The 25,773-nt window shown below is 66.5% G+C and carries 28 protein-coding genes; 10 read left to right on the top strand and 18 right to left on the bottom strand.

Translation table 11 applies throughout. The features are described 5' to 3' along the window. Window positions 1-56: 56 nt before the first annotated feature. Complete coding sequence (locus ASC78_RS06245) at window positions 57-449, bottom strand: hypothetical protein (protein ID WP_055798011.1); 393 nt, start codon at window positions 447-449, stop codon at window positions 57-59. An 18-nt stretch (window positions 450-467) separates the two neighbouring features. Here ASC78_RS06245 and ASC78_RS06250 point away from each other — a divergent pair, with 18 nt between their 5' ends. Continuing rightward, window positions 468-1,676 carry an OmpA family protein gene (locus ASC78_RS06250; RefSeq protein ID WP_055798014.1) on the top strand — a complete coding sequence of 403 codons (1,209 nt, stop codon included), beginning with the start codon at window positions 468-470 and terminating at the stop codon, window positions 1,674-1,676. 6 nt (window positions 1,677-1,682) lie between these two features. On the opposite strand, the gene pdxH is transcribed toward ASC78_RS06250, so the two are convergent. Next, window positions 1,683-2,354, bottom strand: a complete 672-nt coding sequence (gene pdxH, locus ASC78_RS06255; RefSeq protein WP_443082707.1) for a pyridoxamine 5'-phosphate oxidase — start codon at window positions 2,352-2,354, stop codon at window positions 1,683-1,685. A 46-nt stretch (window positions 2,355-2,400) separates the two neighbouring features. On the opposite strand from pdxH, the gene ASC78_RS06260 reads away from it, so the two are divergent. Then, a complete protein-coding gene (locus ASC78_RS06260) occupies window positions 2,401-2,976 on the top strand; it encodes a nucleotidyltransferase family protein (protein WP_055798017.1) in 576 nt (191 codons plus the stop codon). Window positions 2,977-2,980: 4 nt separating this feature from the next. On the opposite strand, the gene ASC78_RS06265 is transcribed toward ASC78_RS06260, so the two are convergent. Together ASC78_RS06265 and ASC78_RS06270 are read right to left on the bottom strand one after the other, a co-directional pair. Next, window positions 2,981-3,532, bottom strand: a complete 552-nt coding sequence (locus tag ASC78_RS06265; RefSeq protein WP_055798020.1) for a superoxide dismutase family protein — start codon at window positions 3,530-3,532, stop codon at window positions 2,981-2,983. Continuing rightward, window positions 3,529-4,242, bottom strand: coding sequence for a gamma-glutamylcyclotransferase (locus ASC78_RS06270; RefSeq protein WP_055798024.1), 714 nt, complete (start codon window positions 4,240-4,242; stop codon window positions 3,529-3,531). Before ASC78_RS06270 ends, ASC78_RS06265 begins: the two co-directional genes overlap by 4 nt. Window positions 4,243-4,365: 123 nt before the next feature. Between ASC78_RS06270 and ASC78_RS06275 the strand changes: the two genes are divergently transcribed. From ASC78_RS06275 to ASC78_RS06290, 4 genes are all read left to right on the top strand, one after another. Next, window positions 4,366-4,932, top strand: coding sequence for an OmpA family protein (locus tag ASC78_RS06275; RefSeq protein WP_055798027.1), 567 nt, complete (start codon window positions 4,366-4,368; stop codon window positions 4,930-4,932). A gap of 166 nt (window positions 4,933-5,098) precedes the next feature. Further along, entirely contained in the window at window positions 5,099-6,925 is a 1,827-nt protein-coding gene (gene edd, locus ASC78_RS06280) for a phosphogluconate dehydratase (RefSeq protein WP_055798030.1), read from the top strand. Beyond that, on the top strand, window positions 6,916-7,560 hold the full coding sequence (eda, locus tag ASC78_RS06285) for a bifunctional 4-hydroxy-2-oxoglutarate aldolase/2-dehydro-3-deoxy-phosphogluconate aldolase (RefSeq protein ID WP_055798033.1): 645 nt from the start codon (window positions 6,916-6,918) through the stop codon (window positions 7,558-7,560). Before edd ends, eda begins: the two co-directional genes overlap by 10 nt. A 2-nt stretch (window positions 7,561-7,562) precedes the next feature. Further along, entirely contained in the window at window positions 7,563-8,291 is a 729-nt protein-coding gene (locus ASC78_RS06290; RefSeq protein ID WP_055798039.1) for a haloacid dehalogenase type II, read from the top strand. 6 nt (window positions 8,292-8,297) lie between these two features. On the opposite strand, the gene ASC78_RS06295 is transcribed toward ASC78_RS06290, so the two are convergent. The 9 genes from ASC78_RS06295 to ASC78_RS06335 form a co-directional block, all read right to left on the bottom strand. Beyond that, window positions 8,298-9,359 (bottom strand): acyltransferase family protein, encoded by a 1,062-nt coding sequence (locus ASC78_RS06295; protein ID WP_055798043.1) that lies wholly within the window; start codon window positions 9,357-9,359, stop codon window positions 8,298-8,300. Further along, window positions 9,356-10,522, bottom strand: coding sequence for a hypothetical protein (locus ASC78_RS06300; protein ID WP_055798045.1), 1,167 nt, complete (start codon window positions 10,520-10,522; stop codon window positions 9,356-9,358). Before ASC78_RS06300 ends, ASC78_RS06295 begins: the two co-directional genes overlap by 4 nt. Window positions 10,523-10,817: 295 nt before the next feature. After that, entirely contained in the window at window positions 10,818-11,255 is a 438-nt protein-coding gene (gene gloA, locus ASC78_RS06305) for a lactoylglutathione lyase (protein ID WP_055798048.1), read from the bottom strand. 41 nt (window positions 11,256-11,296) lie between these two features. Then, complete coding sequence (locus ASC78_RS06310; protein ID WP_055798294.1) at window positions 11,297-11,977, bottom strand: glutathione S-transferase family protein; 681 nt, start codon at window positions 11,975-11,977, stop codon at window positions 11,297-11,299. Window positions 11,978-12,082: 105 nt separating this feature from the next. Further along, window positions 12,083-12,766: an ABC transporter ATP-binding protein gene (locus ASC78_RS06315; protein ID WP_055798049.1), complete on the bottom strand. Its 684-nt coding sequence runs from the start codon at window positions 12,764-12,766 to the stop codon at window positions 12,083-12,085. After that, window positions 12,763-14,442, bottom strand: a complete 1,680-nt coding sequence (locus ASC78_RS06320; RefSeq protein ID WP_055798052.1) for an ABC transporter permease — start codon at window positions 14,440-14,442, stop codon at window positions 12,763-12,765. The genes ASC78_RS06315 and ASC78_RS06320 overlap by 4 nt, the downstream gene beginning before the upstream one ends. A 34-nt stretch (window positions 14,443-14,476) precedes the next feature. Next, the gene (locus ASC78_RS06325) at window positions 14,477-15,538 is read right to left on the bottom strand and encodes a Fe(3+) ABC transporter substrate-binding protein (protein WP_055798058.1); all 1,062 of its coding nucleotides are present in this window, start codon (window positions 15,536-15,538) and stop codon (window positions 14,477-14,479) included. Window positions 15,539-15,692: 154 nt separating this feature from the next. Further along, window positions 15,693-16,385, bottom strand: coding sequence for a nitroreductase (locus ASC78_RS06330; protein ID WP_055798061.1), 693 nt, complete (start codon window positions 16,383-16,385; stop codon window positions 15,693-15,695). A 13-nt stretch (window positions 16,386-16,398) separates the two neighbouring features. Next, the gene (locus tag ASC78_RS06335) at window positions 16,399-16,947 is read right to left on the bottom strand and encodes a PaaI family thioesterase (RefSeq protein ID WP_055798066.1); all 549 of its coding nucleotides are present in this window, start codon (window positions 16,945-16,947) and stop codon (window positions 16,399-16,401) included. A gap of 44 nt (window positions 16,948-16,991) precedes the next feature. Between ASC78_RS06335 and ASC78_RS06340 the strand changes: the two genes are divergently transcribed. The 3 genes from ASC78_RS06340 to ASC78_RS06350 are packed head-to-tail and all read left to right on the top strand — an operon-like array spanning window position 16,992 to window position 20,165. Further along, on the top strand, window positions 16,992-17,495 hold the full coding sequence (locus ASC78_RS06340) for a MarR family winged helix-turn-helix transcriptional regulator (RefSeq protein WP_443082708.1): 504 nt from the start codon (window positions 16,992-16,994) through the stop codon (window positions 17,493-17,495). Further along, complete coding sequence (locus tag ASC78_RS06345) at window positions 17,488-18,723, top strand: MFS transporter (RefSeq protein WP_055798068.1); 1,236 nt, start codon at window positions 17,488-17,490, stop codon at window positions 18,721-18,723. The genes ASC78_RS06340 and ASC78_RS06345 overlap by 8 nt, the downstream gene beginning before the upstream one ends. Window positions 18,724-18,758: 35 nt before the next feature. Continuing rightward, window positions 18,759-20,165, top strand: coding sequence for an MATE family efflux transporter (locus ASC78_RS06350; RefSeq protein WP_055798071.1), 1,407 nt, complete (start codon window positions 18,759-18,761; stop codon window positions 20,163-20,165). Between the two features lie 84 nt (window positions 20,166-20,249). Here the strand turns inward: ASC78_RS06350 and ASC78_RS06355 are convergent, their stop codons facing one another. From ASC78_RS06355 to ASC78_RS06375, 5 genes are all read right to left on the bottom strand, one after another. After that, window positions 20,250-20,573, bottom strand: coding sequence for a hypothetical protein (locus tag ASC78_RS06355; protein ID WP_055798074.1), 324 nt, complete (start codon window positions 20,571-20,573; stop codon window positions 20,250-20,252). A 158-nt stretch (window positions 20,574-20,731) separates the two neighbouring features. Continuing rightward, window positions 20,732-21,472 (bottom strand): aldolase, encoded by a 741-nt coding sequence (locus tag ASC78_RS06360; RefSeq protein ID WP_055798076.1) that lies wholly within the window; start codon window positions 21,470-21,472, stop codon window positions 20,732-20,734. A 60-nt stretch (window positions 21,473-21,532) separates the two neighbouring features. After that, complete coding sequence (locus ASC78_RS06365; RefSeq protein WP_055798079.1) at window positions 21,533-22,174, bottom strand: 2-dehydro-3-deoxy-6-phosphogalactonate aldolase; 642 nt, start codon at window positions 22,172-22,174, stop codon at window positions 21,533-21,535. Further along, window positions 22,171-23,079 carry a 2-dehydro-3-deoxygalactonokinase gene (locus tag ASC78_RS06370; protein WP_055798082.1) on the bottom strand — a complete coding sequence of 303 codons (909 nt, stop codon included), beginning with the start codon at window positions 23,077-23,079 and terminating at the stop codon, window positions 22,171-22,173. The genes ASC78_RS06365 and ASC78_RS06370 overlap by 4 nt, the downstream gene beginning before the upstream one ends. A 42-nt stretch (window positions 23,080-23,121) precedes the next feature. Further along, window positions 23,122-24,858, bottom strand: coding sequence for an IlvD/Edd family dehydratase (locus ASC78_RS06375; RefSeq protein WP_055798085.1), 1,737 nt, complete (start codon window positions 24,856-24,858; stop codon window positions 23,122-23,124). A gap of 150 nt (window positions 24,859-25,008) precedes the next feature. Here ASC78_RS06375 and ASC78_RS06380 point away from each other — a divergent pair, with 150 nt between their 5' ends. Further along, window positions 25,009-25,752: a FadR/GntR family transcriptional regulator gene (locus ASC78_RS06380; protein WP_055798088.1), complete on the top strand. Its 744-nt coding sequence runs from the start codon at window positions 25,009-25,011 to the stop codon at window positions 25,750-25,752. Window positions 25,753-25,773 lie beyond the last annotated feature (21 nt).

Genomic DNA, 25,773 nt, shown 5'->3' on the forward strand with positions numbered 1-25,773 from the left:
GCCATTTGGCGAGATGGCGAGCGGCGGCTGCCGCTCTACATTTGCCCGCTGATGATTTACCAGGCGCGGTCTTCGCCGTTTTCCGTCATGGCGCCGATCGCGATGGTGATGGCGCTGTGCTGTGCTGCCTTGCCGGCGGTGGCTGATACCAAGCCGTGCCGGACGCCCTGCCTTTCGGCCGCGGTGCCGCGCGAGTCGACGCCAACTCCGCCAGCAGCGCCGGTGAAGCCAACGGAGGCGGAGCCCAAGTCTGCGTCTGCACCTGCCGCGGCAACGCGGCCGAATGCCAAGCCGAGGCCGCAGGCCGTTGCGGTGGCTGCACAGCCGCCATCACCGCCCGCACCGGAGGTGGAGAAAGCCGCTGCCGCCAAGCGGCCCTCGCCCTCCAGGCGCTGCAGCGAAATCAACATGCGCGCGGCGGTCGGGGAGCCGCTGTCGGACGAAGACATGAAGATATTGAGGAGTCAATGCTGATGATGAACACCACCCGTCCCATTCGCTCGGCGCTGCGCATGCTGGCGCTGTGCGCCACCGTGCTTGCCGCTGCGTGCGCGCACAGGCCGGCACCAAGCAATGCCATGCCCTTCGACCAGGCCGTCAACCAGGCGGTGGACGACCTGATCGTGCAGACCCAGAAGCTGCCGGCCTTTCTGGCCAAGGTGGAGTCGACGATCAAGCAAAGCCGCATCGTGATCGATCCGCTGCTCGAGGGCTCTAGCGGCCAACAGACCGAAGTCACGCGCGTGGCCGAGCAGCGCATCGTCCAGCGCATGCAGTCGCAGTTCAAGCAGTTCACCGTCACGCCGTTCAACAACGCCGAGATCGAGCGCGCGCAGTACGTCCTCAACGGCACGCTGGTGCGCGACAAGGACGCGGCAGACGGGCGCTACCGCCTGAACCTGGCGCTGACCGAGATCAAGAGCGGCGTGGTCATCGCGCAATCGGTGGCGCGCATCAGCGATGCAACGCTCGACACGCGGCCCACCGCCTTCTTTCGCGACAGCCCCGTGAACGGCAAGGACCGCGGCGTGGAAGGCTACATCCGCACCGCCGAAACGCAGCCGGGCCAGGCGGCCGACGCGCTGTACCTGGAGCGCCTGCCCACGTCGACCGTGCTGCAGGAAGCCACCGCGGCCTACGAGGCCGGCCGCATGAGCGAAGCGCTCAGCCGCTACGAAGCCGCTTCGCGCCGGTCAGACGGCCAGCAGCTGCGCATCTACAGCGGCCTGTACCTCACGCAGGCCCAGCTCGGTCGCACCGCGGAGGCGGAGAAGACCTTCGGCACCATCGCGCGGCTCGGGCTGGAAACCAACAACCTGAGCGTGAAGTTCCTGTTCAAGCCCGGCTCGACCGACTTCCTGGCCGATCAGAAGATCAGCGCCGCCTACCCGATGTGGCTGCGCCAGATCGCGCGCCAGGCCGCGCAAATCGATTCATGCGTGGTGGTCACGGGCCATACGAGCCGCACCGGTTCGGAATCGGTCAACGAGCGCCTGTCTCTGCAGCGCGCGGTCAGCGTGAAGACCCGGCTGGTGGGCGAAGCGCCGCCCTTGTCGAAGAAGCTGCGCGAATCCGGCATGGGGTTCCGCGAGAACATCGTGGGCACGGGTGCGGACGATGCAAGCGATGCGCTGGACCGCCGCGTCGAGTTCAAGGTTGTCGGCTGCGAGGCTTGACGAAATTCAAGGTGCGAGGCGTTCACGCACCCACGCGCTGCCTTCGAGCCGGTAGCGCAGTCGGTCGTGCAGCCGGCTCTTGCGGCCTTGCCAGAATTCCCAGCGATCCGGCACGAGGCGGTAGCCGCCCCAGTGCGGCGGGCGCGGTGGCGAGAGCAGGTGCCTGGCGGCCGCCACGGCCGCGTTCTTCACCAGCACGTCGCGCCCGCTGATCACTTCGCTCTGCGGGCTGGCCCAGGCGCCGATGCGTGAATCGAGCGGGCGGCTCGAAAAGTAGGCATCGCTTTCCTCGGCACTGGTTTTTTCCACGCGGCCCTCAATGCGCACCACGCGCTCGAGCTCGACCCAGTGGAACTGCAATGCCGCATACGGGTTGCCCGAGAGCTCGCGCCCCTTGCGGCTTTCATAGTTGGTGTACCAGACGATGCCGCGCGCATCAAAGCCCTTGATGAGCACGATGCGGCTCGAAGGCCGCAGGTCGCTGGCCACGGTGCACAGGGTCATCGCGTTGGGCTCGGGCACCTGGGCGTCGATGGCTTCGCCGAGCCAGCGCTCGAACTGCTTCAGCGGATCGTCGGCACTGTGGGTTTCGCCGAGTTCGGCGCGCTCGTAGCTCTTGCGCAGCGCGGCCAACGTTTCGTTGGTGGGAGAAGAAGTCATGGCGGCATTGTTGCGCATGCACCACCAAACGGCATCCCGGCCATTCCGCGCACATACTCGGCGCATGGCGGCAAAGGCGACTTCCCCCTTGGTGATCGTGCTGGCCTCGGGGCGCGGCGAGCGTTTCATCGCGGCCGGGGGATTCGGCTCCAAGCTGCAGGCGCCGCTCGCGGGCAAGCCGCTGCTCGAACGCACGCTCGACGCCGTGCGCGCCAGTGGCCTGCCGTGGCGGCTCGAAGACGCCGGGCATCCGGGCATGGGCGATTCAATTGCCGCCGCGGTGCGCGCCACGCCCGATGCCGCGGGCTGGCTGATCCTGCCGGGCGACCTGCCGCTGGTGCGCCCCGAGACATTGCGCGCCGTGGCCGCGGCGCTCACAGGCCGCATCTGCGCGGCGCAGCCGCAATACAGGGGCGAGCGCGGGCATCCGGTCGGCTTCGCACCGGGATGCCGGGCTCAGCTTGCGGCGCTGCGGGGAAACTTCGGCGCGGCACCGGTCCTGAAGGCAATGCGCGCCATCGATGCCGTGGCCGACCTGGTGGTCGACGACGTCGGCATCGTGACCGACATCGACACGCCCGAGGCCCTGGCGCGCGCCGAGGTCCTGTGGCGGGAGCGCTCCACCGGCCGCCCCGGCTAGCCGATCAGCGCCGCGTGATCACCGCGCAAGCGGTGCGCGGGCCGGAGTTGCCGGCCGGCTGGGTCGTGAAATCGTCTCGGTCGCGGTGTACCACGAGCGCGCGGCCGACCACGTTGTTGGCAGCGCCCTCGGTCAGCGAGATGGCGTGGTCGTCGACGCTGAAGCGCGCCACGCCGCTGGCATCGGCGACCAGGCTCGGCAACTCGCCGGCATGGCTGCCCGGCGCGCCGAACTTGCCGTGCGTGCCGCCGGCGGGGTTGAAGTGGCCGCCCGAGGCATTGCCGTTGTCGCCGCAGTCGCCCTTTTCATGGATGTGGAAACCGTGCTCGCTGCCTGGCGCCAGTCCGCGCACCTCGCCGGCGATGCGCACGCCGTGGTCCAGCGCGGTGAAGGTCACCGAGCCGCGCGTCGGATTGGGCGAGATCGCCGCGGTCGGCATCAGTTCGGCGGCCGCGCGCGGCTTGCCGCTCATCATGCCGCTCATGCTGCCGCAGGCAGACAGCAGGGCGGCGGCGATAAGGGCGGTGCCGGTGGCGGCGAAAAGGCGATGGTTCATGGTTTTTCCTTTTTGGAAGATGGGTTCGGAGACCCCGGAACATATACCGGACCCGGCGGCATATCGCAATCGGCGGCTGCCGCGGACTGCTTTTGCCGCGCCTCTTTGGCGTCTTGCTCCTGCTGCTCCTGCTTCTCGTGCGCGAGCGCCACCAGCCGCGCCAACGCCGCGTCGTGGATCGAGTGCCGGCGCAGCTCCAGCAAGGTCTGTCGCGCGTAGTCGAGCGAGCTGCCGTAACGGCCCACGGCATGGGTAAAGATGTGGCGGTAGCGGTCGTCGCTGAGCTCGCCGGTGAAGTTGGGGCTGCGCCTGGACAGGGTGAAGGCCAGCGCGCGCACGGGGCCTTCGGGCGTGTTGCACTTGAGCCACCTCGGGTCGTATACGCCGGTCGGCATCTCGCGCAGCCAGAGCCTGCGGAGCGTGTCGAGGCCGTGCGCCGAAGGCACTCGGAACACCATACCGCGGCAGCTGCCGCCAGAAAGCAGGCCGAAGACGAGGCCCGGCGTCTGCACGCTGCCGCGGTTGATGCGGCTCCACATCTTCAGTGCTCGATGCCAGCCGTGCACCCAGGCGGTCCGCCGCTCGACAAAGTCGAACTCCGGGCGCCAGATGAGCGACCCATAGCCGAAGAGCCACAGATCCTCGCGGCCTCCCCAGTCGGCAATGGCCTGTTCGAGCATGGGCTGCGGGTCGCGCAGGGGCTTGGGCATCGGGTCCAGGCCCGGTGGCCCAGGGTCTGGCAACGGTCCTGAAGGGCCGGCGCCTACAATTTCGTGATCATGGTTCACCGCACCATTATTTACCGACCTCTTTCCTATGGAGTACGCCCCCTCATGAGCGACGACGACAGCCAGCAAAATTTCATCCTCGGATTTCTCCTGGCATTGATTGCGCTGGTGATTTTCTTCGTCGTCGGTATCGCGGTCTGGCACAAGGGGCACGCCGTGGCGCCGGCCAATGCCAAGCCCGCCGTGGCGGCAGCGATTGCTCCAGCCGCGCCCGCAGCGCCGGCACCCACCACGACGGTGGCGGAGGTGACCGAGACGGTGACGGTCGTGATCCCCGATGGCGCGAGCATCCGCGTGGCCAAGGATGGCGTGGTGAACTTCTATTTCGCCACCGGCAGCGCCGATCTCGCGCCCGGTGCGGCCGAGGCGCTGGCGGCGGTCATCAAGGGCGTGGAGAGCGGCCGCAAGGCGGTGGTCTCCGGCTTCCACGACACCACGGGCGACGCGACCATGAACGAACAGCTTGCCAAGAAGCGCGCTGAAACCATACGCGACGTGCTGGTCGGTCTGGGTGTGCCCGCGAGCAAGGTCGATCTGCAGAGGCCCGCGGTCACCGCGGGGTCGGGCAACAACGCCGAGGCGCGCCGCGTCGAGGTCAAGCTGGTCGACTGACGAGGCTCGCGCCTGCCGCTCGATGGGCGCGGATGGTAAATGCGTATAGCCGGGGTGGTGATTTCCATCGGCCCGGCGCCTGCTGTCTTGGTACCATTGACTTCCGAGTCGAAGGTCGCAAAAGCGACAGTGCCGACAGGCCGGCCACGCGACCGAACACATCCCCATGAGCACACATCCCACCGTCCTTGACGTTACCGATCGCATTCGCGAACGCAGCCGGGGGCCGCGTAGCGCGTACCTCGAGCGCCTGAGAGAAATTGGCAACCGCGACCGGGGCTCCGACCGCATGGGCTGCGCGAACGTGGCGCACGCCGTGGCCGGTATCCCGGCCAATGACAAGTTCAGGGTGGTGACCGAGCGCGCGCCCAACATCGGCATCGTCACCGCCTACAACGACATGCTCTCGGCCCACGCGCCGTACCAGGGCTATCCAGACATCATCAAGCAGGAGGCGCGCGGCCTCGGTGCCACGGCGCAAGTGGCCGGCGGCGTGCCGGCCATGTGCGACGGCGTGACGCAGGGCACGCCCGGCATGGAGCTGAGCCTCTTCAGCCGCGACGTGATCGCCATGAGCACCGCGGTGGCGCTCACGCACGACATGTTCGACGGTGCGCTGCTCCTGGGCGTGTGCGACAAGATCGTGCCGGGCCTCCTGATCGGCGCGCTGCACTTCGGGCATCTGCCCACGGTGTTCGTGCCCGCCGGCCCCATGCCCTCGGGCCTGTCGAACGGCGAGAAGTCCAAGGTGCGCGAACAGGCGGCGCAAGGCCTGGTCGGCCGGCAGGGCCTGCTCGACGCCGAGATGGCGGCCTATCACACGGTCGGCACCTGCACCTTCTACGGCACGGCCAACAGCAACCAGATGCTGCTCGAGGCCATGGGCCTGCACGTACCCGGCACCGCATTCATTCAGCCCGGCGACGCGATGCGCGAAACGCTCACGCGCGAGGCCGTTCGCACGGTGCTGGGCCGCGCGAGCGAAGCGAAATTCAACTGCCCTCCCATCGGCGAGATGGTCGACGAGCGCTGCATCGTCAACGCCATGGTGGCGCTGCTGGCCACCGGCGGGTCCACCAATCACCTGATCCACTGGGTAGCCGTGGCGCGCTCGGCGGGTATCGTGATCGACTGGGACGACTTCTCCCGGCTCTCCGACGTCATTCCGCTGCTCACGCGCGTCTATCCCAACGGCAGCGCCGACGTGAACGCCTTCCAGGCCGCGGGCGGCCCGGGCTTCGTGATCGGCGAACTGCTCGATGCAGGGCTGATGCACGCCGACGTGCTGACCGTGCGCGCCGGCGGCATCCGCGAATTTGCGGACGTTCCTTCCCTGGTGGACGACAAGCGCCTGGTCTGGAGTTCCGCCGCACCATCGAAGGACGAAGCCGTTGCGAGGCCCGTCGAGAGCCCCTTCAGCGCCACCGGCGGCCTCAAGCTGCTCAACGGCAACCTGGGGCGCAGCGTGATCAAGGTGTCTTCGGTGCCGGACGACCGCCACGTGATCGAGGCGCCCGCACGTGTGTTCGATTCGCAGGCCGCGCTGCACCAGGCCTTCACGGCCGGCGAGCTCGAGCGCGACGTGGTGTGCGTGGTGCGCTGGCAGGGCCCGCAGGCCAATGGCATGCCCGAGCTGCACAAGCTCACGCCGCCGCTCTCGGTGCTGCAGGGCAAGGGCTTCCGCGTGGCGCTTGTCACCGATGGCCGCATGAGCGGTGCCTCGGGCAAAGTCCCGGCCGCCATCCATGTGTCGCCCGAAGCCGCCGCCGGCGGACCACTCGCCAAGGTGCGCGATGGCGACGTGATCCGTCTCGACGCCGTGGCGGGTACGCTGGCTGTGCTGGTGCCCGACGACGAATGGGCCGAGCGCGAAACCGTTACGCTCCCCGAGGCCAAGCGCATCGCCGACGGCCACGGCCTCGGCCGCGAACTGTTCGCCGGCATGCGCCGCAATGCATTGACAGCTGAAGAAGGAGCCTGCTCATGGCTGTAGAAAACAACAAACTCACCGCGCTCGACGTGATGCGCGATGCACCGGTCATTCCGGTCATCGTGCTGAACGATGTGAAGCATGCCGTTCCGTTGGCGCGCGCTCTGGTGGCTGGCGGCATCCGCATGCTCGAAGTCACGCTGCGCACGCCGCAGGCGCTCGAATGCATCGAAGCCATTGCGCGGGACGTGCCCGATGCAGTGGCAGGCGCGGGCACCATCCGCAGCGCCGCCGATGCGCAGGCCTCGGCGCTGGCGGGCGCCAAGTTCGGCGTGAGCCCGGGCTACACGCGAGCAGTCGGCAAGGCCTGCCACGACCTCGGCCTTCCGTTGCTGCCGGGCGTGGCCACCGGCGGCGAGATCATGATGGCGCAGGAAGACGGCTACACCGAACTCAAGTTCTTTCCCGCGCTGCAGGCCGGCGGCCTGCCCATGCTCAAGGCGTGGCAAGGGCCATTCGGCGACGTCACTTTCTGCCCCACCGGCGGCATCCACGCTGGCAATGCGGCGGAGTTTCTCGCCCTTTCTAACGTGGCGTGCGTGGGTGGCTCCTGGATCGTGCCGACCGACGCGATCCAGGGCGGCAACTGGGCGCTGATCGAGCAACTGGCCCGCGCAGCGAGCCAGCTGCCGCGCTGACCATGCGCGCGGATTTCGACGCGAGCGACCTGAAGGTCATCGCGTTCGACGTTTTCGGCACCGTGGTCGACTGGCACAGCGGCGTTGCCGCCGAGGCCGAGCTTGCGTTGCCCGGTGTGGATGGCGCGACCTTCGCGCTGGCCTGGCGCGCCGGCTATTTGCCCGCGATGAAGTCCGTGATGGAACGCATCGCTGCGGGCGAGGGCGGCTTCACGCTGCTGGACGAACTGCACCTGAGCATGCTCGAACAGGTGCTGCATGATTTCGGCCTGACCGGGCAACTCGATACCCCCGCCAAGCGCCACTTGAGCCGCGCCTGGCACCGGCTGCCTGCCTGGCCCGATGCGGTCGAGGGGCTCACGCGCCTGAAGAGCAAGTTCACCATCTGCACGCTTTCCAACGGCAACATCGGCCTGCTCACCGAAATGGCCAAGCGCGCCGGGCTGCCCTGGGACTGCGTGCTGTCGGCTGAAGTGTTCAAGGCCTACAAGCCCGACCCGCGCACCTACCTGGGCGTGGCGGGCGTATTCGACGCAACGCCCGGACAGGTCATGCTGGCCGCGGCGCACCACGACGACCTGGCCGCGGCGCGCGTCTGCGGCCTCAAGACCGCCTACATCGAACGGCCCAACGAATTCGGCCGCGCGCAGCCGAAGGACGTTTCTCCCAACCCAGAGAACAACCTGCACGCCCGCGACATCAAGCAGCTGGCCGACCTGCTGGGCTGCTGAGCGCGGTCACCTGGCCCTGGCTGCGCCCAGGGATTTTGCGGACTTGATCATGCCGCGCATCATTTGCGTGAGCGGGAATTCCACGAACCTGTAGACCATGTGCGAAGCCCAGAACGAGGCGACGCAGACCGCAGCGGCAATGGCAAGGATTTGGATCGGCGACGAGAGTCCGAGCGCCTTCACCGCGATGGGAATGGCCACCAATATGAACGGGTGAAAAAGGTACAGCGAATAGGAGCTGTCCCCAATGGCCAGGATCGTGCGTGCCTTGGCCCACACCGATCCGAGCAGGATGATTCCGACGAACATCATGGCTGATGGGATTGCCAGTGCAAACCCCCGGAGTTCGCTGTTTCCGAAGCCCCACGAAATGGCCAGGTAGGCAAGAAAAGCACCGGCGGTGGTCAAGACAATCGACAAGGGAATGCTCTGCCGCAGCAGTCCCTTCTTGAACGCGACGCCAATAGCGACCCCGAACGCGAACTCCACGAACAAGGAAAAATTCATGACCTTGTAGTCGATGCCGGAGAGCAGGCCAATAAACGATGCGGCTGCCAATACGAGGCAGGCGATGTAAGCGTTTCTCGGCTTGGCCACGGGAAGTGCGACAAGCGCCCACAGCCCGTAGAAGATGATCTCGTAGGTCAGCGTCCAGCCGTTGTTGACCAGATAGGGCGCAGAGGTCGGCCACAAGAAGAACGATGCGGCGACATCGGTCGCTTCTTTCGCGTTGCTGTTGATCAGCTTGGGCGCAAGAATGAAGACGAGCAGCGCGAGCAGCGAGAGTCCCCAGTACAGCGGAAACACTCTCACGATCCGCTTTTCCATGAACTCCACGTGCGTCATCGTCTTGTTCGCGGTGACGAAGTAGATGATGAAGCCACTGATCATGAAGAAGACGTCGACCCCGACGATTCCGAAATCGAACAGCGGGATGGTGCCGCCAGACAGCGCGTGCGCCTTTTGCGCTGCGTGGTGAATGACGACCAAGAGGGCGGCAATGCCTCGTCCGGCCTGGATGGACTCTACGTACTGGGGCTGATCGACCGCAATGGATTGGGACTTCACGAGTTGCGATCCTGAGCAAGCGGGCGAGCAAAAGCCGCGGCGGCAGAAGTGGTCGTAGGAGTGGCGGCTTGCCTGCGCCGCAGTCGCTTTTCCTGCGCCAGCTCGCTTTTTTGCACCAGCGCCAATGCGGAAAAGACCAGCGGGCTCACGATGGCGAAGTGGCGGGCGAACGAACCGAAATCAGGCTCGAACACGCCCTCGATGATGAGAAAAGCCAGTGGTGCCAGCGCCACCTTGCCGGCCTGGATCAAATACTTGCTGTCTGATTTCACGCCCTTGACGATGGCTTGCACCATCCAGATGAAGGTGAAGGGCATGATCGAAATGAATGCCAACTGGCTGACCGATCCAAAACGCAAAAGCTCAAGAGGAAATGCCAATCGGAAAAAGGTGATCGTGGCGTTAAGTGCCTGAAGCATTGCATTGTCGGAAGCAATCACCGCATCGATGACAGTTCGCGATCCTTCGGCGCCCACGTCTCTGTTTTCATTGACTGCGGCGCGGGCGAAGTCGAGCGTGGCGCCCAATGCAATCTGGAACGTCAGCGAAAGCGCGATGTAAATCAAAACGATGACAACGAACAGCCTGAATACGGTGAGCTGATTTCTTACGAGCCTCAATCCGAGCCATGTGGCGCTGACCAGCAGCCAGTATTTTCTGACCACCCAGCCGTAGACCGTGGAAGATAAAAACCACGTGAGCCCGAACCCGCTGTGCTGCGCCGCCATGATCGAAAGCAGCACCACGCAGGCGGAGAGCATGTCTTTCGAAAGAACCGAAAGAAAAATGGCCCTGATGAAACCCCATCCCAGTGAAACAAGAAAAACGCCGAGGGATATCCGGCTGAATTGAAATATGGGTATGAGGGTGAGCGAGACGCTCAGCAGGGCGCCCGCAATCGGAGCCGTCTTGGCGCTCAGCCCCACCGATTCGAGCAGGAAGGCGCTGCATGCGTAGGAGTTTCGTTCCTCCACCGACGTGGAGGCGATCTGGCATGAGTCGGCACCGAAGAAGCTCAGCAGCGTTTCTTCATCAGGAAAATTCTGTGCGGCCGTGTCGTGGTAAGCAAAAGGTATTGCTCCCACAATCAGGGCGGCAAACAAAAATATGATGAGCGATATGGCCGGATCAATGGCTTTGCCGCGGATGCTGAGAATGGTCAATGGCTGGCCGCTTAAAAGAAGCGAAAAGGTAGAAAATAGTTCAAAGGCGCGCCACCGGACGATTCATCCGAATGGACGGCCTTGCCGAACTCTAAAGGGGCTTGATTGCGATTTCAGGAAACGGCGCGCGGAGCATTGAGCAGCCGCGCCGCACCCCGAGAAAATACCAGCAAAGAATATGCCGATCGCCTGCGAAACGGTGATCATTTGTATCCCCAATTCGCCGCGCTTTCATTTTAAACGGCACCCTCTTGGGGCCCGTTTCGAAGGGGCGAGCGGGCGGCGCAGCGGCCGGCTAGGAGGCGCGCAATGCGTCGGCGCCGGCTTCAGGTTGGCCCTGGGCCCTGGATTTGTCTTGTATCAATTCGACCTTGTAGCCATCGGGATCGGTCACGAAGGCGATCACCGTGGTGCCGCCCTTCACCGGGCCGGCTTCTCGCGTGACCTTGCCGCCAGCCGCCTTGATCTTCTCGCAGGCGGCATAGGCGTCCGGCACGCCAAGTGCGATGTGGCCATAGGCGGTGCCCAGCTCGTAGCTTTCGGTGCCCCAGTTGTAGGTGAGCTCGATCTCGGCCTGCTCGGGATTGCCGGTGCCGTAGCCGAGGAAGGCGAGGCTGTATTTGTACTCGGGGTTCTCCGAGGTGCGCAGCAGGTTCATGCCCAGCACCTGAGTGTAGAAATCGATCGAACGCTGGAGGTTGCCAACGCGCAGCATGGTGTGGAGGAATCGCATCTCGTGGTAGTTGTGGTGAGGGGAAGGAACGCCGATTTTCGTTATTGCGCGAGCTCGAGCAAGTGCGCCTCGCGCTTGCGCAAGAACTCGCGCAGGTGCTGCGGATACTCCGGCACCACGGCGCTTTGCACGCTCGGGCGCACCGCCAGCGCATGGCGCCATGCATTCACCTTCGGCAAGGCGTCGAAGATGTGCGAGTTGCTGATTTCTTCGAACACCTCGAAATAGCGAAAGATCGGCGCGAACACCGCGTCGACCAGGCTGAAGTCGGCGCCGGCGAAGTAGGGCCCCGCACCCAGCGCGGCTTCGACGCGCTCGAACTTGGCGGCGAGTGCCAGGCGCTTCTGCTCGAACACTTCGGCGTCGCGCGTGGTTTCGTAGCCCCACAGGTCGCCGAGGATGGCCGACCCGAATTCCATCCACGCGCGGTGTTCGGCACGGGTGAGCGGATCTTCCGGATGCAGGCGCGAGCCCGGCTGCGTTTCTTCGAGGTACTCGCAGATCACGTTGCTTTCGAACAGCACCGCTTCGCTGCCGTCGGGCCGTGCCAGCCGCAGCAGGGGCACCTTGCCGAGCGGCGAGATCGCAACGAACCAATCGGGCTTGTTGGCAAGGTCGATCACGACGCGTTGAAACGGCACCTTCTTTTCGGCCAGTGCGATGGCTGCGCGCTGCACGTAAGGGCACAGCAGGTGGCTGACGAGGGTGAGTGGCTTGGACATGGCGTTTGCGTTCTCGAAGAAGAAAAGTTGAATGGAGCGCCGCGATTCTTGCGGGCCCGAACAACCTTTTCCCGAAAAGCCCATTCGCCGAATGGGCGCCTTGTGCTACTGGGCGGTGTCCAGCCAGTGCGTGATTCGGCCCCCGTGCATCACGCCGATACGGTCGGCCATGGCATGGGCCTCGGCGTCGTTGTGGGTGACCAGGATGGCGGTCTGGCCGGCGCGCTTGAGGATGCCGCGCACCTCCGCCGTCAGGCGCTCGCGTGTGCCGCCGTCGAGATTGGAAAAGGGTTCGTCGAGCAGCAGCAGCGCGGGCGAAGGTGCCAGCGCGCGGGCCAGCGCGATGCGCTGCTGCTGGCCGCCCGAGAGTTCGTGCGGAAAGCGCTCGCCGGCATCGGCCAGGCCGACCAGCGCCAGCATCTCGGCCACGCGCGCCTGCTGCATCGAACGGCTCGAACGGCGCAGGCCGAAGGCCACGTTCTGGCCCGCCGTCAGGTGGGGAAAGAGCGCGTACTCCTGGAACATCATGCCCACGCGCCGCTGCTCGGGCGGCAGGTGCACCTCTGTCGAAGAGAGCAGCACGTCACCCAGACGGATGCTGCCGGCGCGTAGCGGCTCGAAGCCCGCAATCGCACGCAGCACGGTGGTCTTGCCGCAGCCCGAAGGGCCAAAGAGGCATGCGATTTCACCGGCGGGCAGCGAGAGCGAGAAGTCGCTCACCACGGTGTGCAGGCCGCGCGGTGTCTCGTAGGCGAGTTGGATCGATTCGATGGAAAGAGAGGAACTCATGTCTTGTCCGGGCCGGGCAGCGCCGATGGCGTGCCCAGCTGATTGCGCGCCAGCAGAATCACGGGCAGCAGGCCCACCGCGACGATGGCGAGCGCGGCAATGGCGCCTTCCTCATACGTGCCGCGGGCGGCCTCGGCATAGAGCCAGGTGGCCAGCGTGTCGAAGTTGGCCGGCCGCAGCAGCAGTGTGGCGGGCAGTTCCTTCATGGCATCGACAAAAACCAGCAGCGCGCCCGTGGCAATGGCGGGCTGCAAAAGCGGCAGATGCACTCGCCGCAGCGTGCTGCCACTGGTCTCGCCCAGCAGCCGCGACGCCTGCTCGATGGCGGGCGGAATGCGCGCGAGTCCGGCTTCGATGCCGCCGACCGGCATGGCAAGGAAACGGATCGCGCAGGCCACCACCAGCACGATGCCCGCACCCATGAGCGGCAGGCCCTGCAGGCCAAGCACATTGGCGAGCGCGGCGTCGACCGCGAGCGCGGGCGTGAGCAGGCCGATGGCGAGCACCGTGCCCGGCACCGCGTAGCCCAGCGTGGCGACGCGTGCCTGCCAGCGTGCGCGGCTGGGTCGCGAGCCCTGGCTGCGCGCTGTCCATGCGACGACCAACCCCCCCGCCACCGCCACCACCGTCACTCCGGCGGCCAGGGCCAGTGTGTTGCCGAGGCTTGCGAGCAGGCCATGCGATACGCCGCCACCCTGGTGCAGCCGCTTGGCGCTCTCCCACACCAGGTAGAGGGCTGGCGCCACGAAACCGATCAGCACCGGCAGCGTGGCGATGGCGGTTGCGAGCCAGGCGGCGCTGCCGTGCAGGCGGCGCGGCTGCATGGCTCGCATGCGTTGCGCCGAGCCGAAGCGCTGGTGCTGGCGTCCGTTGCGCTCGAGCCAGACGAGCGCCACCACCATGAACAGCATCGCGCAGGCGATCTGCGCCGCGCCCGCCAGGTCGGAGCGCGTGATCCACGTGGTGTAGACCGCCACCGTGAGCGTGTTGATGCCGAGGAATTCAGAGGCGCCGATGTCGTTCAGCGTCTCGAGCAGCGCGAGGCTCAGGCCCACCGCAAGCGCCGGCCGAGCGAGCGGCAGCGCCACCCGAAAGAACGCGCCGCGCCGGCTTTCGCCCAGCGTGCGGGCGGCTTCCATCAGGTGCGCGGGCTGAGTCATGAACATGGCGCGCGCGGTCATGTAGACATAGGGGTACAGCACGAAGCCGAGCACGAAGATCGCGCCCGGCATCGAGCGCAGGTCGGGCAGGCGGAACTGGCGCGGACTGTCGAAGCCCAGTGCCCAGCGGATCGCGCCTTGCACCGGACCGATCGGGTGCAGCAGGTCGAGATAGGCGAAGGCGACGATGTAGGTCGGCATTGCCAGCGGCAGCAGCAGCGCCCAGTGCAGCACGCGCCGGCCCGGAAAGTCGCAGGCCGTGACCAGCCACGCACAGCCGGTGCCGATCACAAGCACCATCGTGCCCACGCCTGCCAGCAGCACGGCCGTGTTGAGTGCGGCCCGTGGCAGCACGTGCGCGAACAGCGGCCCCCAGTGCCCCACGCCGGACCCGAACGCCAGCCATGCCAGCGTGAGCACCGGCGCCAGCACGCCGATGGCGATGGCGAACGAGGCCGAGCGCCAGAGCGGGCCTGCAGCATGCAGGCCCGGCAAGTGGCGCCGCGCGATCAGCATTCGGGCACCAGGAACGCGTGCCCGGCCATCTCGATCACTGGTCGAAACCGACCTTGTCCACCAAAGCGCTGGCTTGCTTGCGGTACTTGGCGATCTCGGCCACCGGCAGCGCGTCGGCCTTCACCCCGCCGATGGTCTCGCCGATGATCGAGTCGAGCGCCACGCCCTTGCGCACCGGGTACTCGTAGTTGGCCTGCGCGTAGAGCGTCTGCGCCGGCTCCGACACCAGGAACTCGATCAGTTTGACCGCATTGGCGCGCTGCGGCGCATTCTTGGCCACGGCCGCGCCGCTGATGTTGACGTGCGTGCCGCCGCTCTTGGCGTTGGCGAAGGTCGGGCGGATCACCTTGATGGCGTCGCCCCACTTGCGTGCATCGGTGCCTTCCTTGGCGCTCTTCATCTGGCCGACGTAGTACGAGTTGGCCAGGCCGATGTCGCAGATGCCGCCCAGGATGTCGCGCGCCACGTCGCGGTCGCCGCCGGTGGCCTTGCGGGCCAGGTTGGCCTTGACGCCGCGCAGCCACTGTTCGGCCTTGGCCTCGCCGTCGTGCGCGATCATCGCCGCCACCAGTGCCGTGTTGTAGGGGTGCTGGCCCGCGCGGATGCAGACCTTGCCCTTCCACTTCGGGTTGGCCAGGTCTTCATAGCGGAAGCTGGTGAGCGGCTGGTTCTTGTCGGCGTAGAGCACGCGCGCGCGCAACGAGAGCGCGACCCACTGCCCATCGGCACCGCGCAGGTTGGCGGGCACAGCCGATTCGATCGCGGCCGACTTCACCGGCTGCGTCACGCCGCCATCGACCAGATCCATCAGGTTGCCAATGTCTACCGTCATCAGCACGTCGGCCGGCGAACGCGCGCCCTCGGCCTTGACGCGCTCCAGCAGGCCGTCTTTCACGAAAACGGTGTTGACCTTGATGTTGCTCTGCGTGCTGAAGGCGGTAATCAGCGGCTGGATCAGCGCGGGCTCGCGCGTCGTGTAGAGCGTGAGTTCGTCATTGGCGGCGTAGGCCGGCAAGGCGGCGGCTGCCAGCCAGGCGGCGGAGACGCCGATCAGTGCGCGGGCGGCGCGGCCTTGGACGCCGAAGCGGTCGGTCATGAAGGATCCTCCAGGTGCAGAGACGTATTTGAAAAAGCATCGCAGCCATGTGGCTGACGATGAGAATCATTATCACTGCCCTTGGGGTGCTTTTTACGTCCTTGCACTTACACGGTGAAGGATTCCCGGATGGGCCTGCCGCCCCTGTGGACCTTCAATCCACCCAGCGGCAGACCTGTTCCAGCGCCGCGCGCGTCGTGCGAAAGCGGTTCGCGGGATGCGAGGCATCCTCGTAGCCAAACGAAATGCCGCACACCACCTGGCGATCGTCCGGAATGTCGAACCACCGGCGCAGGAACTTTGCGCGCGAGGCCACGGCCGCCTGGGCGATGCTGGCCACACCGAAGCTGCGGGCCGCGAGCACGAAATTGTTGACATAGGCGCCGCAGTCCACTGCGCCGTAGGTGCCGAGCACCGCCTCGGTAGTGACGAGGGCCAGGTGTGGCGCGCCGAAGAACCGGAAGTTCTCCCGCGCCTGCCGCTCCGAAGCCTCGCGGTCGCCGCGTGCGATACCCACGCTTTCGTACAGCTGGAAGCCGCATTCACGCCGGCGCTCGAGGTACACGCCGCGGTATTCGGAGGGAGGCGCGATGTCGAACGCGGCATCGGCCGCGGCTTCTGCCGAGTCGAAGGCCTGGCGGAGCCGCTCGGTAGCGGCGGCGCTGGTCACGATCACCTGCCAGGGCTGCGAGTTGCACCATGAGCCGGTGCGCTGCGCGAGCTGGAGGATGGCATCGATCATTTCTCTCGGTACCGGATCGGCAAGGTAGCCGCGGCAGCTGTAACGCTGGTCGAGAAGGGCCTTGAAGGCCGGTGCAAGCGAGGGGTCGTCGGGCGTCGGAGGCATGGCGGTGGCCGGTTCAGCGTGGCGTTGGAATCTCGAACACCAGGCAGGTGGTGGTGGCATGCGCGTACAGCTTGCCGTCGGGCCCGACGAGCCGTGCCTCGGCGGTGGCGAGCTGCCGGCCGCAATGGATCACCTTGCCCTCGGCGCGAACCCGCTGCACCTGGGGTGTGACGCCTCTCACGAAGTTCACGCTCAGCTCGGCCGTCGTGTAGCTGCGGCCCACCGGCATCATGGTGTGGATCGCGCAGCCCAGCGCGGAATCGAGCACCGTGGCAATCCAGCCGCCGTGGATGGTGCCGAGCGGGTTCAAGTGCTGCGCCAGCGGAGTGCCCTGGAACACCGCCACGCCGGGGCTGACGGAAAGCAGCGTGAAGTCGAGCGTCTTGGCAATGGCCGCAAAGGGAATCTCGCCCCTCAGCATGGCCTGCATCATTTCGAGCCCGGTCTTGCCGGCGATCTGCTCAGGCCGTGCCAGGCCAGGGCCGGGTCCCGCATCGAGGCGTTGGACGATCTCGGCCTCTTGGGCGATCCACGCGTCGATGACATGGGACGGCTCGGTCATGAAAGAATTCCTTGATAGTTGCATATACAATCATTGTAGCTACAATGAAAAGCATGAACACCGCTCTGAAGCCTCAGCTGAAGCCCCAAGGATGTACCAATTTCCGTCTGCGCCGGCTCTCCAGGCTGGCGTCGCGCCTCTATGACGCGCACGTTGCGCCTAGCGGGCTCAAGACCACGCAGTATTCACTGCTCTCGCACGTGCTGCATTTCGGGCCGCTCCGCCCCGTCGACGTGGCGCGCGAGATGAACGTCGACGCCTCCACGCTCACGCGCAATCTCAAGCCTATGCTGGCGGCGGGCTTCCTGGTGCAGACCGAGGGCCCCGATGCGCGCAGCCGCATGCTGGCGATCACCGATGCGGGCCGCGAGAAGCGAGCCGAGGCGCAGCGCCTTTGGCACGGCGCGCAGCTCGCGCTCAACGACATCCTCGGCACGGAGCGCGTGCTGGCGCTGCATGCCCTTCTCGACGAGAGCCTGGAATTGCTGCAGCGCGCAGGCCTGGGCGATGGACAGCCGGAAGACCAAACAGGAGCCCGCGATGAATGAAACCTCTTTGCGGCGCCATGCGCTCTGGCTCGTGCTGCTTGCGGCCGCGGGCGCTTTTGCGCTCACGATGGGCGTGCGCCAGACGATGGGGCTGTTCCTCTCGGCGCTCAACACCTCGACCGCTCTCGGGATCGGCAGCATCAGCCTCGCGTTCGCGTTCGGGCAGCTCTGGTGGGGACTCACGCAACCCTTTGCGGGCGCCGTGGCCGACCGCATCGGAACCGGGCGCGTGGTGTTCATCGGCGTGCTGCTGGTGGCCGTCGGCACGCTCATCACGCCGCTCATGACGAGCACGGCGGGCCTGATCTTCGCCATTGGCGTGCTCGCGGCCGGCGGCGCCGGCATGGCGGGCCCTTCGGTGCTGATGGCCGCGACCACGCGCCTGGTGCCGGCGGACAAGCGCGGCCTGGCCACCGGCTTGGTGAATGCCGGCGGTTCCTTCGGACAGTTCGCGATGGCGCCGATCGCCGTCGGCCTGACGGCGGCCGTGGGCTGGGCCGGCGCCATGCAGTGGCTCGGCGTGCTGGTGCTGCTGGCGCTGCCGGCCGCATGGGTGCTCAAGGGCAATTCGAACGCAATGGCCGCGGCTTCAGCGGCCGCATCGGGCACAAAGCCGCTGAGTGCGCGCCAGGCCATCGGCCAGGCGCTCGCGACGCCCAGCTTCCGCTACCTGAGTCTGGGCTTCCTGGTCTGCGGCTTCCACGTTGCCTTCCTGGCCACGCACCTGCCCGGCGTCGTCGCGGCCTGCGGGCTGCCGGCCGAGGTCGGTGGCTGGGCGCTCGCAATGATCGGGCTCTTCAACATCGTCGGCAGCCTTGCGATGGGCTGGGCCGTCGGGCGCTGGCGCATGAAGTCGCTGCTGTCGCTGGTCTATGCCACGCGCGCCATCGCCGTGCTGGTGTTCCTGCTGGCGCCGAAGACGACCTTGGTCATGCTTGTGTTCGCCGCCGTGATGGGTGTGACCTTTCTGTCCACCGTGCCGCCCACCGCCGGCCTGGTCGCCAAGATGTTCGGGCCGGCCAACATGGCGATGCTGTTCGGCATCGTGATGCTGGCGCACCAGATCGGCGGTTTCCTGGGCGCGTACCTGGGCGGCTACGTGTTCCAGGCCACGGGCAACTACGACATCGTCTGGTACATCGACATCGCGCTCGCCGCGGGCGCCGCGCTGGTGCACCTGCCGATCCGCGAAGCGCGGCTCGCGCGTTCAAAGCTGGCGGCCGCATGAGCGCGCACCGCGGCGCACAGCACGGAGGTCGATGAATGAGCCAGGAACTCGATCCGCGCACGCGCCGCATGCTCGAGGCGCCCATCGTGCCCACGCTGCTGCGCCTGGCCGCGCCCAATGTGCTCGTGATGCTGGCGCAGGCCTCCGTCGGGCTCATCGAAACCTATTTCGTGGGCAAGCTGGGCACGAATGCGCTGGCGGGCATGGCGCTGGTGTTCCCCATCGTCATGCTGATGCAGATGATGTCGAGCGGCGCGATGGGCGGCGGCATCGCCTCGTCGATTGCCCGTGCACTGGGTGCGCGCCGCCGCGATGATGCCGATGCGCTGGTCTGGCACGCGGTGGTCATCGCGCTCGGATTCGGCCTGTGCTTTTCGCTCGCGCTGCTGCTCGGCGGGCGCTGGCTGTACGGCGTCATGGGCGGCACGGGCGCCGCATTGGACGCGGCGCTGACCTATTCGAACTGGGTGTTCGCGGGCGCCGTGCTGGTGTGGCTCTTCAACTCGCTCGCGGCCGTCATCCGCGGCACCGGCAACATGTCGGTGCCGGCGAATGTTTCGGTGGTCGGGGTGCTGTTCCTCATTCCCGCATCGCCGCTCCTGATCTTCGGCTGGGGCCCGCTGCCCGGCATGGGCATCGCGGGCGGCGCGATGGCGCTGCTGCTGTACTACCTGCTGGGCTCGGTGGCGCTCATCGTCTACCTGCGGTCGCCGCGCAGCCTGCTGCGACCCACGCTTGCCGCAATGAAGCTGCGCTGGCCGCTGTTCCGCGAGATCCTGCGCGTCGGCCTCGTGGCCGCGGTCGCAACCGTGGCCACCAATCTGTCGATCGGCACCGCCACTGCATTGACCGGCCATTTCGGTCCCGGCGCACTGGCCGGCTATGGTACCGCGTCGCGGCTCGAGTACCTGCTGGTGCCGCTGGTGTTCGGCCTGGGTGCGCCGCTGGTCGCCATGGTCGGTACCTGCATGGGCGCCGGCCAGCGGGAACGCGCGCTGCGCGCCACCTGGGCCGGTGCGGCCATTGCCTTTGTGCTCACTGAAAGCATTGGCCTGGCGGCGGCGCTGTTTCCGCGGCCCTGGCTGCTGCTGTTCGGCAATGACCCCGCCATGCTCGAAACCGGCACGCACTACCTGCGGCTGGTGGGGCCGCTCTATGGCTTCTTCGGTGTCGGATTGGTTCTGTATTTCGCCTCGCAGGGGGCAGGGCGCCTGCTGTGGCCGGTGCTGGGCAACATCACACGCCTTTCCGTGGCGGGCATCGGCGGCTGGCTCGCTTTCCAATGGGGCGGCGGGCTGACCGGCGTCTTTGCGGCGCAGGGCGTGGCGCTGGTGCTGTACGGCACGGTCATCGCTTCGGCCATTGCGGGCGGCGCATGGTTTGGCCGCGTGGGCTGGCCGCGCACGACCACCGGGCTGCTGCGGCGGGTGGCGCAAGCCTGAGCGGGCACAAAGCCTGCCGGCAATTCGCCCGCCTATGCGGTGGCATTTGCCGCCGCACAGGCCCGAACCTCGCGCTGCGGCGAATCAGTACCGGTAAGGATTCTCGGGCCGGCGGTCGTAACGGTTGGGCACGCCGTCCCCGTCATAGTCCCTGCGGCCGTGGCGGCGCTCTTCCCACCGGCGATGCCGATGCTCGTAGCGGTCATGGTCGCTGTAGCGCGGTCCGTAGTAGTGGTGCGGCGGAGGCGGCGCCACGTAGTAGTGATGGCGCGGCGGCGGCGGCGGCGCAGGCACCACATACACCTGGGTCTGGATGAAGCGGCCGCCGGCCTGTGCCTGCGCCGGTGCGCTGAGGGCTGCCAGCGAGAGCAGGGCCGCGGCGCCAAATGCGAGAGTGAGCTTTTTCATGGCAACTCCAATGGAGTGGTTGGAAGCCCTATCGTCGTGGCTCCATGTGAACGCTGTGTAAGGCTGGAGCGAAATCGGATAAAGAGCTGTAAGCCGCTGCGCGGCAGTTCCGCCATCGTAAGCGCCGCATTTCCGATGCGAAAGCAGCCGAACGGACGTCAGCCGTGTGGCGGGGGTGGCAGCATGCGCCGCAGCGCCTCGAAGAACAGGTCGGATTGCTCGCGCTCGCCCTGGATCTGCGCCGCGGCATGCGCCGCCAGCTTCGCATCGACCGGGATCAGTGGCCGCCCGGTCGATTGCGCGATCACCTGGTGCAGGCTGGCGCGTTCCAGATAGTAGAGATCGTCGTAGGCATGTGCAATGGTGGCGCCCGCCACGATCACGCCATGGTTGGCCAGGAACGCCACGTCCTTGCCTTCCATGGCATGCGCGATGCGCTCGCCCTCTGCGTCGTCGAGTGCCAGGCCGTTGTAGACCGCATCGATCGCGATGCGGTTCATGTAGCGCATTGCGTTCTGGCTCAGCGTGGGATCGAGCGCGCGATCGGCCGTGAGCGTGAGCGCGGTGGCGTAGGGCATGTGGCAGTGCAGCACGACCGCGTGGCCGGTCAGCCGATGCACCGCGCCATGGATGAACAGCGCGGTCGGCTCCACCCGGTGGCGGCCGGCAAGCACTTCGCCGTGCACGTCGATGAGCACGATGTCGTCGGGACCGATTTCGCTCCAGTGCAGGCCGCGCGGGTTGATCAGGTAGCGGTCTTGCGCGCCGGGCAGCATCACGCTGAAGTGATTGCAGACGCCCTCCGAGAGGCCATGGTGGGCGGCTGCGCGCAAGGCGAGCGAGAGGTCTTCGCGCAACTTGCGCACGGCGGGGCTGGCGTAGTCTGAATCTGCGGACATCGACGGGGCCTCGTGGATGTTGGGTGAAGAAGAAAACGACGAAAGAGGTGAAGCCTTTTTTCAGGCGTGGATTGCGCCCGTGCAGGCGGCGACGAATCTCTCGGCGTCGGCACGCACGTCCGACGCTTGCTTGCCGGGCTTGTAGAGCGCAGAGCCGATGCCGAAGCCGGCCGCGCCGGCCGCACGCCATTCGGCCATGTTGGTGGGTGTGATGCCGCCCACGGGCATCAGCGGCGTGCCGGCGGGCAGCACCGCGAGCAGGGCTTTCACCACGGCCGGCGATGCCAGTTCAGCCGGGAACAGCTTGAGACCGGTCGCGCCCGCGGCCAGCGCGCCGAAGGCCTCGGTCGGCGTCATCACGCCGGGCAGGCAGACCATCCCGAGCCGCACCGCTTCGGCGACCACCTCGGCATTGAAATTGGGCGAAACGATCAACTCGCCGCCCGCCGAATGAACGTAGCGCACCTGCTGCACGTCGAGCACCGTGCCGGCACCCACCAGGGCTTCGGGAAAGCGCGTGCGCATCAGCGCGATGCTGGCGTAGGGCTTGGGCGAATTGAGCGGCACTTCGAGCAGCCGGAAGCCGGACTCGACGATGGCGTCGCCCACGTCGGCGGCTTCGGCGGGCGTGAGCCCACGCAGGATGGCGACCAGCGGCAGCTCGCGCATCGCGGCTTCGAATTTTTCTTGCGGAGTGGTCATGAGGAGGTTCTGTCTGCGTCGAGAAAAACGGACAGCGCATGCAGCCCGGCCCAGGTGGCTTCGGCGCCCATCGTGCGCGTGGCGATGCCGGTGGCGTGCAGCGCCAGCGCGTAGCGTTGTGTCAGAGCCGGGGAGCCGATCAGCACCACTTCGCCGGAGGCATGCAGAGATTGCGTGCGCAGCTCTTCGCCGATCAGGAGGCCCGATAGATAACTGGCGAGTTCCTGCGTCGGCATGCGCTCGAACAGCGCCAGCGTGCGGGCGCCGAAAGCGTTGTGCAGCAGGCCCTGGCCGTTGTCGGAACGCGTGACGCCCTCCACGAAGGCCGCCTCGTCGAGCGGTGCGTTGGCATCGAGCGTGCGCGATAGGATCGAATGCTGGCTCAGCAGCGCATAGAACTCGCCCGTCATGAAGGTGCGAAAGCCCTTGACGCGGCCCTTCTTGACCGTGGCCCACTTGTTGTGCGTGCCCGGCAGCACGAAGACGCCTTCATCGACATCCATGAGCGCCATGGCGCCGAAGATCTGCACTTCTTCGCCGCGCATCACATCGGGAACGCCGGCGTGCTCATCCCTGAGGCCCGGCACGATGGAGATGCGCGCGCCCGGCAGCGCATCGATGTCGATGATCTGGCGGCCCACTTCGACGCGGCCAGCGGGGCAGGCGCAATAGGGCGCCTCGACCCAGCCCTGCTTGCTGCCGGCCATGCCGGAGATCAGGCAGCGCGTGCCCGCGGGCTGCATCCAGTCGGCGAACAGCGACTCGAACACCGCCGGAAAGCCGCCCGCCGGCACCTTGAGAATGCCGCGCGCATCGCTGCGCTCCTCGAGCACCTTGCCGCGGGCATCGAGCAGCGCGCCGCGCAGGGAGCTCGTGCCCCAGTCGACCGCCACCAATCTGCTCATGTCAATGCGACTCCTTGGGGAAAGCCTGGGGTGTGCCCAGTGCTAGTGATTGTCCCTTGGAACGAAGGCACCGCGCCGGCCGCGCAAGAAAGCCAGGTCGGCGCCCTGGTCGGCCTGCAGCACCGTGTCGACATAGAGCTTCCAGTAGCCGGAATCGAGCGGCGCCTTGGGCGCAACCCATTTCTCGAGACGGCGCGCCAGTTCTTCGTCGCTCACGTGCAGGTGCAGCTTGCGGTTGGGCACGTCGAGCTCGACGATGTCGCCATCCTGCACCACCGCCAGCGGCCCACCGGCGGCGGCCTCGGGTGCTGTGTGCAGCACCACGGTGCCGTAGGCGGTGCCGCTCATGCGGGCGTCGCTGATGCGCACCATATCGGTGATGCCCTTGCGCAGCACCTTGGGGGGCAGCGGCATGTTGCCCGACTCGGACATGCCAGGGTAGCCGCGCGGGCCGCAGTTCTTTAGCACCATGATGCAATGCTCGTCGATGTCGAGGTTCTCGTCATCGATGCGTTGGTGCAAGTCGTCGGCGTTTTCGAACACCACCGCGCGGCCCTTGTGCACCAGCAGTTCCGGCGTGGCGGCGCTGGGCTTGATGATGGCGCCGTTGGGCGCGAGGTTGCCGCGCAGCACGCAGATGCCGGCGTTTTCCTTGAACGGCTCGGCCAGCGGACGGATCACCTGCGGGTTGTAGTTCTCGGTGTCTTTCACGTTGTCCCACAGCGTCTGGCCGTTGGCCGTGATGACGTCCTTGTGCAGGTACTCCGCGATCTCCTTGATGACCACCGGCAGCCCGCCCGCGTAGCAGAAGTCTTCCATCAGGAAGCGGCCCGAGGGCTGCAGGTCGACCAGGCAAGGCAGTTCGGAGGCGAGCCGGTCGAAGTCGTCCAGCTTGAGGTCGACGCCAATGCGGCCCGCAATGGCCAGCAGGTGGATGACCAGGTTGGTGGAGCCGCCGATGGCCGCGTTCACTTTGATCGCGTTCTCGATCGCCTCGCGCGTGAGGATCTTCGACATGTGCAAATCTTCATGCACCATGTCGACGATGCGGCGCCCGGCCATGCGCGCCAGCACGTTGCGACGCCCATCCACAGCCGGGTAGGCCGCATTGCCGGGCAGGCCGATGCCCAGCGACTCGACCATGCAGGCCATGGTGCTCGCGGTGCCCATCGTCATGCAGTGGCCGTGACTGCGGTGCATGCAGCTTTCGGCCTCGAAGAAATCTTGCAGCTTGAGCGTGCCGGCACGCACCTGCTCGCTCATCTGCCACACGCCGGTGCCGGAGCCCAGTTCCTGGCCGCGCCATTTGCCCGAGAGCATGGGGCCGCCGGAGACGCCGATGGTCGGCAGGTCGACGCTGGCTGCTCCCATCATGAGCGCGGGCGTGGTCTTGTCGCAGCCCATGAGCAGCACCACGCCGTCGAGCGGATTGCCGCGAATGCTTTCTTCCACGTCCATGCTCGCGAGGTTGCGATACAGCATGGCGGTGGGGCGCAGCAGCGTTTCGCCGAGCGACATCACCGGGAACTCGAGCGGGAAGCCGCCGGCTTCGTACACGCCGATCTTGACCTGCTCGGCCAGTGTGCGGAAGTGCGAGTTGCAGGGCGTGAGTTCGCTGAAGGTGTTGCAAATGCCGATGACCGGGCGGCCGTCGAACTGGTCGTGCGGTACGCCCTTGCCCTTGACCCAGCTTCGGTAGATGAAACCGTCTCGGTCATTGCGGCCGAACCATTGCTGGCTGCGCAGTTCGCTGGCTTTTTTCTTGGGGGAAGTGCTCATCGGTTGTCTCCGTTTACGACCGCTTACGACTCCAAACCTCAGGGTTTGTCCTGCCAATCGGTCATTTCAATCATCATATGATAAGTGCGAAGTACATGTCGGACCCTTAGTGTTTTCGAGCGTCGGCATATCAAATTTCACATCACGCACATGATCAAGAACATCCACGGTCGCACGCTCGAGCTTCTCGGCGAAGCTGTCGTGGCCGGCCGTTATGCAATTGGTGCGTCGATCCCGGCCGAACCCATTCTGGGCGAGGAACTGGGCGTGAGCCGAACCGTGGTGCGGGAGGCGATCAAGTCGCTCGCCGCCAAGGGCCTCATCGTGACTGGGCCGAAGGTGGGCACACGGGTGCTGCCGCAGGACAAGTGGAACTGGTTCGACCCCGACGTCATCACCTGGCAGTCGCGCGCCGGGCTCACGCCCGAGTTCCTGCGCGACCTGCAGGACCTGCGGCGTGTGGTCGAGCCGGCCGCCGTGCGACTCGCGGCCGAGCGCGCGAGCCCGGAGGACATCCAGGAGATCGAGCGCGCCTACGCCGGCATGAAAGAGGCCGTGGAAAACGGCGGCGACTACGTCACTTTCGACCTGCGCTTTCACACCGGCTTACTGAGCGCCGCGCGCAACCGCATGCTGGCTCAGATGAGCAAGGCGCTCAATGCGCTGCTGCGCACCAGCTTCGAGATTTCGACCACCAAGCCCGACGGTCCGGCGCTCTCGCTGCCGATGCACCGCGCGGTGCTCGATGCGGTGATTGCGCACGATCCGGCCAAGGCCGAGCGCGCGATCATCCGCCTCATCGACGGCGCGCGCCAGGACATCGAGGACGTGCTCGGTTCGCGCAGGCGGCTGCCGCGGCTCAGCCGCCCGCCGCCCCGGCTCAAGGCGCATTAGCCTTCCTGGCAGGTTGCAAGA

The organism is Variovorax sp. Root318D1, assembly GCF_001424835.1.
Classification (GTDB): domain Bacteria; phylum Pseudomonadota; class Gammaproteobacteria; order Burkholderiales; family Burkholderiaceae_C; genus Variovorax.

Coding starts and splice junctions, on each gene's coding strand:
- ASC78_RS06350 (WP_055798071.1), top strand. CDS start 18,759: ATGAGCCAGGAACTCGATCCGCGCACGCGCCGCATGCTCGAGGCGCCC.
- ASC78_RS06360 (WP_055798076.1), bottom strand. CDS start 21,472: ATGTCCGCAGATTCAGACTACGCCAGCCCCGCCGTGCGCAAGTTGCGC.
- ASC78_RS06260 (WP_055798017.1), top strand. CDS start 2,401: ATGGCGGCAAAGGCGACTTCCCCCTTGGTGATCGTGCTGGCCTCGGGG.
- ASC78_RS06310 (WP_055798294.1), bottom strand. CDS start 11,977: ATGTCCAAGCCACTCACCCTCGTCAGCCACCTGCTGTGCCCTTACGTG.
- ASC78_RS06265 (WP_055798020.1), bottom strand. CDS start 3,532: ATGAACCATCGCCTTTTCGCCGCCACCGGCACCGCCCTTATCGCCGCC.
- pdxH (WP_443082707.1), bottom strand. CDS start 2,354: ATGCGCAACAATGCCGCCATGACTTCTTCTCCCACCAACGAAACGTTG.
- ASC78_RS06345 (WP_055798068.1), top strand. CDS start 17,488: ATGAATGAAACCTCTTTGCGGCGCCATGCGCTCTGGCTCGTGCTGCTT.
- ASC78_RS06370 (WP_055798082.1), bottom strand. CDS start 23,079: ATGAGCAGATTGGTGGCGGTCGACTGGGGCACGAGCTCCCTGCGCGGC.
- ASC78_RS06275 (WP_055798027.1), top strand. CDS start 4,366: ATGAGCGACGACGACAGCCAGCAAAATTTCATCCTCGGATTTCTCCTG.
- ASC78_RS06355 (WP_055798074.1), bottom strand. CDS start 20,573: ATGAAAAAGCTCACTCTCGCATTTGGCGCCGCGGCCCTGCTCTCGCTG.
- ASC78_RS06340 (WP_443082708.1), top strand. CDS start 16,992: ATGAAAAGCATGAACACCGCTCTGAAGCCTCAGCTGAAGCCCCAAGGA.
- ASC78_RS06250 (WP_055798014.1), top strand. CDS start 468: ATGCTGATGATGAACACCACCCGTCCCATTCGCTCGGCGCTGCGCATG.
- ASC78_RS06330 (WP_055798061.1), bottom strand. CDS start 16,385: ATGCCTCCGACGCCCGACGACCCCTCGCTTGCACCGGCCTTCAAGGCC.
- ASC78_RS06270 (WP_055798024.1), bottom strand. CDS start 4,242: ATGCCCAAGCCCCTGCGCGACCCGCAGCCCATGCTCGAACAGGCCATT.
- ASC78_RS06335 (WP_055798066.1), bottom strand. CDS start 16,947: ATGACCGAGCCGTCCCATGTCATCGACGCGTGGATCGCCCAAGAGGCC.
- ASC78_RS06325 (WP_055798058.1), bottom strand. CDS start 15,538: ATGACCGACCGCTTCGGCGTCCAAGGCCGCGCCGCCCGCGCACTGATC.
- ASC78_RS06365 (WP_055798079.1), bottom strand. CDS start 22,174: ATGACCACTCCGCAAGAAAAATTCGAAGCCGCGATGCGCGAGCTGCCG.
- eda (WP_055798033.1), top strand. CDS start 6,916: ATGGCTGTAGAAAACAACAAACTCACCGCGCTCGACGTGATGCGCGAT.
- ASC78_RS06320 (WP_055798052.1), bottom strand. CDS start 14,442: ATGCTGATCGCGCGGCGCCACTTGCCGGGCCTGCATGCTGCAGGCCCG.
- ASC78_RS06290 (WP_055798039.1), top strand. CDS start 7,563: ATGCGCGCGGATTTCGACGCGAGCGACCTGAAGGTCATCGCGTTCGAC.
- ASC78_RS06315 (WP_055798049.1), bottom strand. CDS start 12,766: ATGAGTTCCTCTCTTTCCATCGAATCGATCCAACTCGCCTACGAGACA.
- ASC78_RS06245 (WP_055798011.1), bottom strand. CDS start 449: ATGTCTTCGTCCGACAGCGGCTCCCCGACCGCCGCGCGCATGTTGATT.
- ASC78_RS06375 (WP_055798085.1), bottom strand. CDS start 24,858: ATGAGCACTTCCCCCAAGAAAAAAGCCAGCGAACTGCGCAGCCAGCAA.
- ASC78_RS06380 (WP_055798088.1), top strand. CDS start 25,009: ATGATCAAGAACATCCACGGTCGCACGCTCGAGCTTCTCGGCGAAGCT.
- gloA (WP_055798048.1), bottom strand. CDS start 11,255: ATGCGATTCCTCCACACCATGCTGCGCGTTGGCAACCTCCAGCGTTCG.
- edd (WP_055798030.1), top strand. CDS start 5,099: ATGAGCACACATCCCACCGTCCTTGACGTTACCGATCGCATTCGCGAA.